A 12886-nucleotide genomic window follows, 5' to 3' on the forward strand; every position below is an offset into this window, starting at 1 on the left:
GGTTCCTTATTCTTTATTTTGGTCGAGCAACAGAGAACGTCTTTTCTAGCGTGGCGTACTCATTTCCACCAAGCCTTGCTAATGGGTCAACCGCTAGAGCGTCGACTTTTAAACGATCACCTTCCATGGATACGACCCGCTCATCGACATAAATGTGTTCAATCTCTGCAAAGATTAAACTTTGTGGTGTCTCACCCATTTCAATGACTTCATGTAGCTTACAGCCAAATGCAATTGGTGCGCCCTCTAAGCGTGGTAATTCGAAACCTTGGAAATCGACCGTCTCAAGTTGAGTCGTCTCCAGTTCAGATTCCCCATGTTCTAATGAGGTAGAAGATAAAGTGACTTTATCCGCGAGATCGCTAGGTGCAATATGGATAACCAACTTACCAGTTTCTAATGCATTTCGCGTGGTGTCCTTGATGTCACCATTGGGCTTTTTTCCCACTGAAATCATCAATAAAGGTGGACGGCTGGAGACCGCAGTAAAGTAGGAAAATGGCGCTAAGTTGAAGTTTTGCTCACCTGAGTCTGTGAGCACCCAAGCGATTGGGCGAGGAATGACAGTTTGAGTCATCAAATGGTACACCTGCGTTGGCGCAAGCGTACTGAGATCTATGTTCATACGACGTCCTTGGTCTTAGAAAACCGCGAGAGAAACGAGGCTCCCGACAAATTGAGAGAACAAGTGTACCCCTCTCCCGTGCAATTTCATCTGATTTTCTCTTTTTGAACGTGTCCTTTGTCATTTTGATATTTATATTGACTTAAATGACAGTTCAATTCATTCATTTGATTAGAAAATAAATCTAACACTCGATATTTTGAAGAAATTTCAATCGAACACCAAGAAGTTGCTCGACACAGACCTTGCAAAGAAAAAACCATTAAGAAATTGAATAAATTAAGGTTTTAAAATCGCCCCATATCTTGCTAACAACAACTACGAAGCAAACAAATCCGGACAATGTTGCTCTCTCGATAAAGTTGGCATGCCTGATGCTAAACCTAAATTGTCCCCATTAACTTAAGCGAGAAACCATGTTTGCCAATCAAAGTCGTCGCCCTGCTAAGAAAGGCAAGCCGAAGACGCCGAGCCCAACTCGGCGAACAATTCCCTTATCATTCTCCTAAGAAAAAGGCCCGTATGTCCCACGGGCCTTTCTATTTGCCTCTGACTCGTCCTAAAGCAAACACGCCCTTCATCAAACATTGATAGCATGCCTAATGCTTGGCTCAGCAAATAAGCTACAATAGCCTAAGCAACTGTTCTCTAAGAGGAAGAATACGATGAGTAACGATTCAAATGCATGCGTCATTATCGCAGGCGCGACCGGGTTGGTAGGAAAAGAAGTCATCCATAAACTGATCTCACAGCCTAGTATCGAAACTCTGTATTGTCTTTCTCGACGAGCCCTCACTGACCTCGCCGATCCAAGTAATAAAATTATCCCACTGCTGGATGCAGAACTGTCTATTCATGATTGGGACGAACAACAGCCTATCCCTCGCGTGGGTTTTATTTGTCTCGGTACTACGTTAAAGCAAGCAGGAAGCAAAGACGGTTTAAGGAAGGTAGATGTCGAGTTGGTATGTAAAGTTGCCCAACAAATGAAGCTGATTGGCGTGAAGCGCCTTGCCGTCGTATCGAGTTTAGGTGCGAAAGTGTCTTCATCGTCCCATTACCTTGCTTGCAAAGGCCATATGGAAAAAAACATTGAAAAGATGGGATTTGAAGAAGTGGTATTCGCAAGGCCGGGGCCTTTGGTCGGGCAACGAGAAAATCCTCGTACGGATGAGAAGATTGTTCAAACTCTTTCCAAAGTTATTCGTCCGCTTATGCTGGGAAGACTGGCTAATTTTGTACCCATTCAGGCTCAAGATGTCGCCAAAGCGATGATTTATCAAGTTTTCAGCTACCAAGAAGACTCAGTCGTCTATTTGCATAGAAGGGAAATGCTCGACCTCATTAAGCACTACGACTGAGCCAAATCGCATAAATCTTGTGCTAGCTTGCTGTTTCACGAGATATGAGTCTCATTTTTATATTCATTTTCGATCTATCTAATGCCTGTTTTTCATTTTTAAAGTTATATCCCGAGCGTTATCTTACGCCCACAGTTTATAGCCAAATGTATAAAAACAGTCAGCATTTTGGGCTGATTGATAAGGTCAAATTATGAATTTCGCAGTGGTTGCCTCTCTGGCGGTGTTTATCGCCATATTATTCTTTCTTTTTAATCAGCAACAAAAACAGAACACCTTGTCTCGTCTTGTGTTGATTGGTTTAGTTACTGGTTCACTTTTCGGTCTTGCTCTACAACTGATTCATGGTGAAGGCAGCAATGTGATTGCTCAAACGCTTGAGTGGGTTGGCATCGTCGGCAGTGGTTACGTTGGCCTGTTGAAGATGGTCATCATGCCATTGGTACTGGTCTCCATGATTTCTGCTGTAGTAAAGCTTGAGAAAGGCGGTTCACTAGGCAAAATTTCTGGCATCACAATTTCAGTTTTATTGGTCACGACAGCTATCGCTGCCATCATTGGTATCCTAGTAACAACGACATTTGGCCTTTCTGCTGAAGGTCTTACTGAGGGTGCGCGTGAAACGGCTCGTATTGCTGTATTAGAGAGTCGTGCAGGCTCAGTGAGTGATCTAACGATTCCTCAAATGTTGGTCAGCTTTATCCCAACCAATCCATTTGCTGATCTGACTGGCGCTCGTTCGACTTCAATTATTGCTGTGGTCATTTTTGGTGTTTTGGTTGGTATCGCTGCACGTAAAGTGATGGCGGAAAAAGAAGAGCTAGAATCACCAATCCGCACTTTTGTCGAAGCGGCTCAATCTATCGTTATGCGTCTGGTTAAGATGATCATGGCATTGACGCCTTACGGCATTGCAGCCCTAATGGCGAAAGTTGTGGCGACCTCGAGCGCAGGCGACATTCTTAACCTGCTGGGTTTCATTGTTGCTTCCTATGTAGCGATTGCTCTGATGTTCCTTGTACACGGTCTACTTGTGTCTTTCGTTGGTGTGAGCCCAGCTGAGTACTTTAAAAAGATTTGGCCAGTACTGACGTTTGCCTTCACATCACGCAGCTCAGCGGCAACCATCCCGCTTAACGTAGAAGCACAAATCACAAAGTTAAACGTACCACCAGCAATTGCGAACTTGTCAGCGTCTTTCGGTGCCACTATCGGTCAGAACGGCTGTGCAGGTATTTACCCAGCAATGCTTGCGGTAATGGTAGCGCCAACAATGGGTATCGATCCTCTGGACATCAACTTTATTCTGTCACTGATTGCTATCATCACGATTAGCTCATTTGGTATTGCTGGTGTGGGCGGCGGCGCAACCTTTGCAGCCCTGATTGTACTACCTGCGATGGGCTTGCCTGTGACAATTGCAGCACTGCTTATCTCTATCGAACCATTGATCGATATGGCGCGTACCGCATTGAATGTCTCTGGCGCTATGACAGCCGGCACCATTACCAGCCGCGTGCTAAAATCAACCAACGATGAAGTTGCATTGGAAGAACAAAAAGCGTAATTACTTCCCAATAATCAACTGTCTTACAAAGCCGATGTTTTACCATCGGCTTTTTTGTTTTTTTTGAGCTCAGTTAAATGGGCCATCGTTCAATTCGCACTCTTCCCTTTCAAACACTTAGCAATCTTGTCGTGACTTACACGACGAATCAGTGTGTTCAAACCAATTGTTATGATATAACATTTCAACAATTCCAAATTGTATTCGAATAACACTGGAGGTTATGACATGACTTCAACTTTAACCGAACCCAACTTAATTGAAATCTTAGCCAATGGACAACAAACGCCGTGTTTCAGCTCAAAAAGAGAACCTACGGTGTTAGCGGACATTTATCAGGAAGATATCAACATCGCTATCTGGCAACGACAATTCGATCAACCGCTTGTCGATGCCACGAATCAGTTCATCACCTCACGCCCTAACTTCAATAAATCGCTGAATGTTTCTCCTGAAAGTGCTTATGAAACGTTGCAATACGCAACTGACGGAAATGCCCCGGAGTTACTACTTAGAAATATCGCGGAGTTGGTCGACATGTTTTGCTATTTATTTGAGTTAGAAGACGCAGGACTGCGCCTAGCGACACTCAATAGCGCGATGTGTCCTCGTTTTCACGTTGACCAAGTGCCTTGCCGATTGGTAACGACGTACCATGGAACCGCCACACAATGGTTAGCCAACAATGCCATAGACCGCTCAAAGCTTGGACGTGGTAGCAATGGGCTACCGGATGCGGAATCGGGGCTTTATAACGCAGAGAATGACATCCAAGACCTTTCTGTCGGTGACGTCGCCCTACTAAAAGGTGAACGTTGGATTGGCAATGAAAATAAAGGCTTGGTACATCGCTCGCCTAACATCCAATCGAGTGAAACTCGTTTACTACTTACTCTCGATTTTGGCTAATAAAAATCCGCAATCGCCCAAACATTAATCAAACACAAAACATCAAGCCGAAGATTACCGTGCGGCTTTTTCATTTTCACAACGTCACCTTGCATCTTTCGTTGCGAGTCAAAGCGTTGAATGGTCTAATACCTCTATAGGTTCCGTAAACGGTAAGCAGAATGCACCAAGATAATCAGCCCACTTTTTTCTTTTTTGATTACGAGACTTGGGGAACAAGTCCAGCCAAAGATCGCCCAAGCCAATTCGCTGGCGTTCGCACTGATGAAAACTTCAATATCATTGGTGAACCTTTGGTCATGTACTGTCGTCCGCCCGCTGATTACCTTCCTTCACCAGAAGCCGCTTTAATCACTGGTATTACGCCACAAAAAGCGATGCAAGAAGGCCTACCTGAACCTGAATTTATCGCTAAGATCCACGCAGAGCTTTCTAAGCCAAATACCACTAGTCTTGGCTACAACAGCATCCGCTTCGATGATGAAGTCACACGTTACACCTGTTATCGCAACTTTATCGATCCTTATGCGTGGAGCTGGCAAAACGGTAACTCACGCTGGGATTTACTCGATGTAATGCGTGCGTGTCATGCTCTTCGCCCAGAAGGCGTAGAATGGCCAGAAAATGATGAAGGCTTTACAAGTTTCAAACTTGAGCATTTATCCGTAGCAAATGGTATTGAACACAGCAATGCCCACGATGCGATGGCAGACGTGATTGCAACGATTGAGATGGCGAAGAAAGTCAAAGCCGCTCAACCAAAGCTGTTTGATTACTTTTTCTCGATGCGTAACAAACGCAAACTGAACGAGTTAGTCGATATTGTTAACATGACGCCATTGATGCACGTGTCGGGCATGTTGGGACGCGAATGCCAATACACCAGTTGGATTGTGCCTGTGGCTTGGCACCCAACCAACAATAACGCTGTTATTACGATTGACTTGGCGAAGGATCCTCAGCCGATCTTAGAACTTTCAGCAGAAGAGTTGAAAGAACGTTTGTACACCAAGCGTGACGAATTGGGCGAGCTGCTGCCTGTACCCGTTAAGCTCGTGCACCTGAACAAGTGCCCTATCCTTGCGCCTGCTAAGACTCTAACTGCGGAAAATGCGGAAGTTATTGGTATCGATCGTCAGAAATGTCTAAGCAATTTAGCCTTGTTACGCCAACACCCAGAAATCCGCGAAAAGCTGATTAGTCTATTCTCTATTGAACGTGAATTCGAAAAGAGCGACGACGTGGATACACAGCTTTATGACGGCTTCTTCTCTCCTGCAGACCGCGCGGCGATGGACATCATTCGTGAGACGGATCCGAACAATCTGGCTGCGTTGGATATTGAGTTTGATGACAAACGTATCAAGCCGTTGTTATTCCGTTACCGTGCTCGTCACTATGCTGGCACCCTGGATGAACAAGAACAAAGACGCTGGGCACAACATTGTCGCGAAGTGTTCGAAAGCCAGATTGAAGAGTACATGCTGAATTTAGAAAACTTAGTTCACGAACATGAAAGTGACGAAAAGAAGATAGCAATACTAAAATCTGTCTATCGTTATGTAGAGAGCTTAGCCTCCTAGTTTCTTACCTTGTTCAAGCGCACCTCCGGGTGTGCTTGTTGTTTTATATGCTGTAAAAATGATAAAAGATCGATTACTACAGCTGGTCCATTTGCTCATTTCCCTCGCACTCATAATGGGAGCACTTGGCATCGGCAACACTATTCAAAACCTCACTGGCGTTTCTGTTCCTGGAAGTGTCATCGGTATGCTTGTGCTGTTTTTCTCAATGACCCTTGGCTTGGTAAAAGTCGAATGGGTTAAGCCTGGCGCAACACTTTTCATTCGCTACATGATCTTACTGTTCGTCCCAATCAGCGTTGGTTTGATGCAGCACTTTGATATGTTGTTGGCGAACGCGCTGCCTATTATTGCAAGTGCAGTCGGTGGGTCGCTGATTGTCTTGATCAGCTTGGCTTGGTTCTTGGATTACTTACTCAAGGAGAAACATTGATATGTGGTTACTTGTCACTATTGTGGTTTTCCTTGCCGCACGTCAAATCGCGATCAAGGTCAACAATCCAATCGCTAACCCGCTTTTGATTAGCATCGCGGTACTGATCCCTTTGTTAATCTTTTTAAAAGTGCCGTTTGAAACCTACTACGCCGACAACGAGTACATTAGCTTCTTGCTTCAGCCCGCTGTTGTTGCGCTAGCGTATCCGCTCTATGAGCAATTGCCACAAATAAAAGCCAATTGGCGCATTATCGCACTGGCTTGCTCTTTGGGCAGCGTGATGTCAATGCTAACGGCAACACTTATTGCTGTTGCGTTCAAAGCCGACATCAGCCTCATTGCGAGCTTAGTGGGCAAATCAGTAACAACGCCTATTGCGATGGAAATCTCTAGCCACTTAGGTGGTGAAGCCGCAGTTGCCGCTATTCTAGTGCTTATTGTTGGTTTATTCGGAGCGATTTTAGCTTACCCAATCTTTAACCTTATTGGCATTAAACACCCTATCGCTCGTGGCCTGACAATGGGCACGGTTTCGCATGCACTCGGCACAGCAACCTGTGCTGAGAAACAACCGGGCGATGCCGCTTTCTCATCTCTTGCTTTGGTGCTTTGTGGCATCATCACTTCTATTCTTGCGCCAAGCTTCTTTGCTCTAGCCGTTTGGTTATACCAATAAAAAGTGACTGGCTTGCTCCCCTTAGTCTTAATCTAAAGTGAGCAAGCCAAAACCTCTTCCAGAAAATTCGCAATATGAACATCCATTGATATAGTTATTAGTGGGACAGAGATAACGTAAAATCGTCGTGAAATCGAATACATGTGTGAGCTCACTCTAATTATGTAACGTAAATCATCATTACACACATTAACGTGATCTAAAGCACAGAACATTTCCATCTTTCACATAGAATAACTGTCCATGCAATAACAAGGATTCAACATGAAAAGTCGCATTGAACAGGCGCTAGCAAGCGCTCCTGAAGCACTTTCAACACATCTTGCTCCTATCGTTTTAGCTGACGATTTTGATGCCACTATTTCTGAACAACAGTTTGGTGAACTGCTGAACGCGACCAACTTTTCAGACAAAGAGCTTCGTGTTGCTCTACTTCCTTTTGCCGCAGCGTTTTCTTACGCTCCAATCTCTGAATTCTATGTCGGTGCGATTGTTCGTGGCCTTTCCGGTCATCTTTACTTTGGCGCGAATATGGAGTTTTTCGGTGTTCAGTTAGGTCAAACCGTTCATGCTGAGCAGTGCGCCATCAGCCATGCTTGGATGAAAGGCGAACATGGTGTGAAAGACATCACTATCAACTACAGCCCTTGCGGCCACTGCCGTCAGTTCATGAACGAGCTAAGCACAGCAAAAGAATTAAAGATCCAGTTACCAGAACGTGAAGAAAAGTCACTTCATCACTACCTTCCGGAAGCGTTTGGTCCGGCGGATCTAGGTATTGAGTCTGGTCTTATGGCTGAGGTGAAGCACGAGTTTGTTTGTGATGAAGACGATGCTTTAATCCAAAAAGCCGTCAATGCGATGAACATTAGCCACGCGCCATACACAAACAACTTGAGTGGTATTGCGCTTGAGATGAACAGTGGCCTTGTATTCCAAGGCGCGTATGCAGAAAATGCTGCATTCAACCCTAGCCTTCCACCACTGCAGGTTGCATTAATTCAAATCCTGATGGCTGGTGAGAAGTTTGAAGACATCAAAGCTGCTGCGCTGGTTGAGAACTCGCAAGGCAAGATCAGCCACCTAGCCGATACTCAATCAACGCTAGAAGCGCTAAACCCTGATATTCCAGTGAGTTTTGTTAACGTTTAATTTATAAGCTTTGCTTAATAAAAAAGAGCCCAATGGGCTCTTTTTTGTTCCAACAGCGTTTTATTACAATAGTTCCGTTAGTCGATTTGCCGCTCTTTCCAACGCCAAATTTACAACCTTCGTAATTTCCGGGTATTGGTTCTCTGGATCATCCCAATCAACGTCTTCTGGCAACAAAACTTCTTCTAGGATTTGATGCTCCATTACGATCTTATTGTTACTCAGATCAACAAGCGTAACTTCTGCATTCACATAGCCACGAGGCGACGAAAGAGGGATAAATCCGTAGTAGTCACGCAGTGTGCCCGCCGCCATGGTTTGGATAACAAGTAGGTGTGTAGCTTGATACTGTTCCTTGACGACAGAAACATCGTAGTCGAAGTAACCTTTTTTGCGTTTATCTTTCGGCAGTTTATGTTCGTCGGTCGCTTCATAATACTCTGGAAGAATCACACTGTGGCTTCCGCGGCTCTCAATCAACTGCGCAACCTTGGACTTACCTACTTCAAACTTATCATGCGTTAGTGATTGAATATGAGATTCAACGCTATCAGTCACCATTTCGTTGATAGCCATGTCCAATAGACCTTCACCGCCTGCACGATGCGCATACATTTCTGGTGGCTGAACAAACGCAACAGCGATATTTTTGTCTCCCCCTGTTTGCCAAAAGTCTGACGGAATGTCCATCGCTTTTTGAGAGACACACCCAGACAATAGCATTACTGCAATAGCACAACCGATAATTCTTATATATTTCATTATTTTACTGCTCCTTTTTATAGAAGCGATGAAATCTATCAATATGAAATATATTCTCAACACAAAGAATCACTAATTGTGATTAATTGCATAGTAATTATTACAACCTAAGATGCTCAGTAGTGACGCAAACGTTTGCATCATTTTTAAAATTCAGTATGATCCCCTGCAAATTCGGTTTCATCACTTTATTTTGTAAGGGAACACTATGTTCGGTACTGCTACAAGCACTCATGCTACCCGTGTATTACTTCTAGGCTCTGGTGAGCTTGGTAAAGAAGTGGCAATTGAATGCCAACGTCTTGGTTTAGAAGTGATCGCGTGCGACCGTTATGCCAATGCGCCTGCAATGCAAGTGGCCCATCGTAGCTACGTCATCGACATGCTTGATGGTCAAGCACTGGAAGAGATCATTAATAAAGAACAACCTGCTTACGTGGTTCCTGAAATTGAAGCTATCGCGACAGATAAATTAGTCGAATTAGAAGAAAAAGGCTTGAACGTTGTTCCCACAGCAAAAGCGACTAAATTGACGATGAACCGTGAAGGCATTCGCCGCCTTGCTGCTGAAGAATTAGCTCTAAACACTTCCCCTTATCAGTTTGCAGATAGTTTTGAAGACTTTAAAGCCGCTGTTGAGCATGTTGGTATTCCATGTGTCGTTAAACCAGTCATGAGCTCCTCTGGCAAAGGCCAAAGCGTGATTAAAACAGAAGAAGATGTTCAGACCGCTTGGGAATACGCGCAAGAAGGCGGCCGCACAGGAGCTGGACGCGTGATTGTTGAAGGATTTATTGACTTCGATTACGAAATCACACTGCTAACGGTACGCGCCGTTGATGGCGTACATTTCTGCGCCCCGATTGGGCACCGCCAAGAAGACGGAGATTACCGTGAATCATGGCAGCCACAAGCCATGTCAGAAAACGCCATCAAAGCAGCTGAATACACGGCAGAGAAAGTTGTGAATGCACTAGGTGGCTACGGTATCTTTGGTGTGGAACTGTTTGTTAAAGGCGATAAGGTCATTTTCAACGAAGTATCCCCTCGTCCACACGATACCGGTATGGTAACCATGATATCTCAAGAAATGTCTGAGTTTGCGCTTCATGTACGTGCATTTACAGGTATGCCGATCAACAATATTGTTCAGTATGGACCATCAGCATCAGCGGTAATTTTAGGGCAAGGTATATCAACTGATATCCGATTTGATAATCTTTCCAAAGCAATGGCTCAGCCACAAACTCAAGTTCGCTTGTTTGGTAAGCCTGAAATTGATGGTCGCCGTCGCTTGGGCGTTGTTTTAACGCGCCGTAAGACGATTGAAGATTCGATTGAAGATGCGGTGAACAGCGCTTCTAAAGTGCAAATCATTTACTAGTTCCGCAGCTTCACTCAAGAGAAACAAAAGCGCAGCTCAATTGGCTGCGCTTTTTCTTTGTGTTGGCACGAAACCGTCAGAAACCGTTACTTGCTCTCGATTAAATACACTTCCTCAGAGAAGCGGCTGAGCCCTTTCTTAGCGATTTTCGGATGATTCTCGTCGGCTTGATCGACATTCAAACAAGTCACCTTGTAGCCCTCAAACAACTGTTCAATCTCCTCGACTGGCACACTAAACGGAGGGCCTGACATCTCATCTTGTGGGTAATTGAGCGTCACAAGTAAAATGCGTCCGCCAGGGTTCAACAGTTGCTTAACGCGAGTTGCGTATTCTTCTCGCATCTCTTGCGGCAATGCAACGAGTGCTGCGCGGTCATAAATGATATCAGCTTTAGAAACCGGCGCCGTAAAGAAGTCACCGGTATAAATTGACAACTCATCGAACTGATACAACTCGTGCATACCATTGACTGGCGTTACAGTCGGTGTGTAGAAGTGCTCTGCAAAAAAAAGCACGTACAGCGATCAAACTTAGCTCAACGCCTTGTACTTCATCGTGTTTCGTTGCAAGCCAAATTAGGTCTTCTGACTTTCCACATAAAGGTACCAAGACCGTATCTTCACGCTTCGGGTTCGTATACTGCCAAAATGCTGGTAACAGTGGGTTCACATCATCAAGGTGGAAACCAATTTGGTTACTCGCCCATTTGTTGTGCCAAAATTCTTGATCTCTCATTTTACTTCTACTTGTCGGCTGATTGTGGATTCGAGCTTTGTGCTTTGCTTTTGTGGGCTAAGACTAATGATTTTTTCAAATTTGTCTATGCTGTTCATCTTTGGTTAATACTGCAATGGTAGGATAGCAATCGTTCAAGAATGAACCCTTCCTTTTTCTGGGTGTCAGAATAAAGGAAAGCAAAATGGTGATCTAGAACACGATTCCACTATAAGGTTAAAAACCTACCTTGGAATCTATCGTAGAGCCCCCATTAACTTAGGTAGTACCTGATTTGCGAATCTTAGTGACCTTTTCGTTACCCATTTTCTAAGTGCAAGCAAGTTAAGGAGAGTGAATGAGCTTATTTCTACGTACTACAGCATTGATGCTTTTAGTACTAAGCCGTGCGCCGGCGTTCGCCGCACTTCCAAATGTCCCGAGTAACGAGCAAGACCGTTCTGCTAGCCAAAACGAAGTTTGCTCAAAATTGTTCAAGCATAGCCTTAGTGGTTTGTATGGCATTCCGTCAATCGACTCCAAACCAACTCAACCTTATTCAGATTTCGATGTACTTTACAGCAAAGCTCACCAAGCACAATTCGAGTTAGAAACCATCTGTAAAAGTACTGCCCTTCTTACTGACGCCCAACCTTACTTCGCAGGCGTTAAATCTCAACATCGTGCCGAAGAAAAGATTGCTCACGAATTGGATGGTCAAGTAGAGCGAATTACAGACTTAGCACGAGCAACTATCGTAGCGGATGACGTAGCAAGCCTTGTATCCGTATATGAAGCACTAGAACGTGAAACAACTATCGTTAAAGTGAAAAACCGCTTTAAGAAACCAACCGCATCTGGTTACCGTGACTTAAACTTACTGGTACGTCTTCCTAAAACGAATTTGATTGCTGAAGTTCAACTGCACCTTAAAGCCATTGCTGACGTGAAAAGTGGTCCAGAGCATGACTTGTATGAACAGATCCAAAAGATCGAACGACAAGCGTTAGTGGAAGGCCGAAGCCTCAGCGACATCGAAACGGCATCGATTCGTAACATGCGTACTCAATCGAAAAACTTGTACCAAGAAGCTTGGCACCCATACCTAACGACACACTTAGAAGCTGCGTAAGCGAGCAGTTTCTCCATAAACTAACCCTCACCAATACTGAAAAGCCACCGCGATTGCGGTGGCTTTTTATTTGTTCTTTAGCAAGTACCGGAACACACAAACAAAAAGACCACGACAAAGCGTGGTCTCATTCCATTTTACATGGCTTACTGGTCTGCCTTTAGGTTCTCTACGCGAGCTTTCAACTTCTGACCCGGGCGGAACGTAACGACACGTCGAGCAGTAATAGGGATATCTTCACCCGTTTTCGGGTTACGACCAGGTCGTTCGTTTTTGTCACGAAGGTCAAAGTTACCAAAACCTGACAGTTTTACCTGTTCGCCACTTTCTAGTGCCTTGCGAATTTCTTCAAAGAACACTTCCACCGTTTCCTTGGCGTCCCGTTTACTAAATCCCAATTTATCAAACAGGTTTTCTGCAAGTTCGGCTTTTGTGAGCGCCATAAAACTTTCCTCAAAGCTATGTTAAACAATGCTACCTTAGTGTAGCGCCAGAGCAGTTTTACCCTACCATTTCAACAACATATCGGGGTTACATTTGGAAGTGTATGACAAGCTTATGATTTTCGCCAACTTTTTTCTT

Annotated in this window: 12 protein-coding genes and 1 pseudogene; 9 read left to right on the forward strand and 4 right to left on the reverse strand. The window is 44.5% G+C overall.

Annotated features, from left to right (window positions below; all coding sequences use genetic code 11):
* Nucleotides 1-13 precede the first annotated feature (13 nt).
* Entirely contained in the window at nt 14-625 is a 612-nt protein-coding gene (locus KHO06_RS10490; protein ID WP_212581532.1) for a flavin reductase family protein, read from the reverse strand.
* A gap of 665 nt (nt 626-1290) precedes the next feature.
* Between KHO06_RS10490 and KHO06_RS10495 the strand changes: the two genes are divergently transcribed.
* From KHO06_RS10495 to cdd, 7 genes are all read left to right on the forward strand, one after another.
* The gene (locus KHO06_RS10495) at nt 1291-1986 is read left to right on the forward strand and encodes an NAD(P)H-binding protein (RefSeq protein ID WP_212581533.1); all 696 of its coding nucleotides are present in this window, start codon (nt 1291-1293) and stop codon (nt 1984-1986) included.
* A gap of 193 nt (nt 1987-2179) precedes the next feature.
* Nucleotides 2180-3553: an L-cystine transporter gene (locus KHO06_RS10500; RefSeq protein WP_045378534.1), complete on the forward strand. Its 1374-nt coding sequence runs from the start codon at nt 2180-2182 to the stop codon at nt 3551-3553.
* Nucleotides 3554-3781: 228 nt separating this feature from the next.
* Complete coding sequence (locus tag KHO06_RS10505; RefSeq protein ID WP_005428004.1) at nt 3782-4462, forward strand: DUF1826 domain-containing protein; 681 nt, start codon at nt 3782-3784, stop codon at nt 4460-4462.
* 161 nt (nt 4463-4623) lie between these two features.
* On the forward strand, nt 4624-6045 hold the full coding sequence (gene sbcB, locus KHO06_RS10510; protein WP_005428021.1) for an exodeoxyribonuclease I: 1422 nt from the start codon (nt 4624-4626) through the stop codon (nt 6043-6045).
* Nucleotides 6046-6103: 58 nt separating this feature from the next.
* A complete protein-coding gene (locus tag KHO06_RS10515; protein WP_012127845.1) occupies nt 6104-6478 on the forward strand; it encodes a CidA/LrgA family protein in 375 nt (124 codons plus the stop codon).
* Nucleotide 6479: 1 nt separating this feature from the next.
* On the forward strand, nt 6480-7157 hold the full coding sequence (locus KHO06_RS10520; RefSeq protein WP_005428010.1) for an LrgB family protein: 678 nt from the start codon (nt 6480-6482) through the stop codon (nt 7155-7157).
* Nucleotides 7158-7421: 264 nt separating this feature from the next.
* A complete protein-coding gene (cdd, locus tag KHO06_RS10525) occupies nt 7422-8309 on the forward strand; it encodes a cytidine deaminase (RefSeq protein ID WP_212581534.1) in 888 nt (295 codons plus the stop codon).
* 63 nt (nt 8310-8372) lie between these two features.
* Here cdd and KHO06_RS10530 read toward each other — a convergent pair whose 3' ends face one another.
* On the reverse strand, nt 8373-9071 hold the full coding sequence (locus KHO06_RS10530) for a hypothetical protein (RefSeq protein ID WP_050905665.1): 699 nt from the start codon (nt 9069-9071) through the stop codon (nt 8373-8375).
* A gap of 208 nt (nt 9072-9279) precedes the next feature.
* Here KHO06_RS10530 and purT point away from each other — a divergent pair, with 208 nt between their 5' ends.
* The gene (gene purT, locus KHO06_RS10535) at nt 9280-10455 is read left to right on the forward strand and encodes a formate-dependent phosphoribosylglycinamide formyltransferase (RefSeq protein ID WP_212581535.1); all 1176 of its coding nucleotides are present in this window, start codon (nt 9280-9282) and stop codon (nt 10453-10455) included.
* A gap of 86 nt (nt 10456-10541) precedes the next feature.
* On the opposite strand, the pseudogene KHO06_RS10540 reads toward purT, so the two are convergent.
* Nucleotides 10542-11193 (reverse strand): annotated as a pseudogene (locus KHO06_RS10540) (thiopurine S-methyltransferase).
* Nucleotides 11194-11530: 337 nt separating this feature from the next.
* Here KHO06_RS10540 and KHO06_RS10545 point away from each other — a divergent pair.
* Nucleotides 11531-12304, forward strand: a complete 774-nt coding sequence (locus KHO06_RS10545) for a RelA/SpoT domain-containing protein (RefSeq protein WP_212581536.1) — start codon at nt 11531-11533, stop codon at nt 12302-12304.
* A 146-nt stretch (nt 12305-12450) separates the two neighbouring features.
* Here KHO06_RS10545 and ihfA read toward each other — a convergent pair whose 3' ends face one another.
* Nucleotides 12451-12747 carry an integration host factor subunit alpha gene (ihfA, locus tag KHO06_RS10550; protein WP_005427969.1) on the reverse strand — a complete coding sequence of 99 codons (297 nt, stop codon included), beginning with the start codon at nt 12745-12747 and terminating at the stop codon, nt 12451-12453.
* Nucleotides 12748-12886 lie beyond the last annotated feature (139 nt).

Origin of the sequence: Vibrio sp. B1FIG11, assembly GCF_905175335.1 — a bacterium.
Lineage (GTDB): Bacteria > Pseudomonadota > Gammaproteobacteria > Enterobacterales > Vibrionaceae > Vibrio > Vibrio campbellii.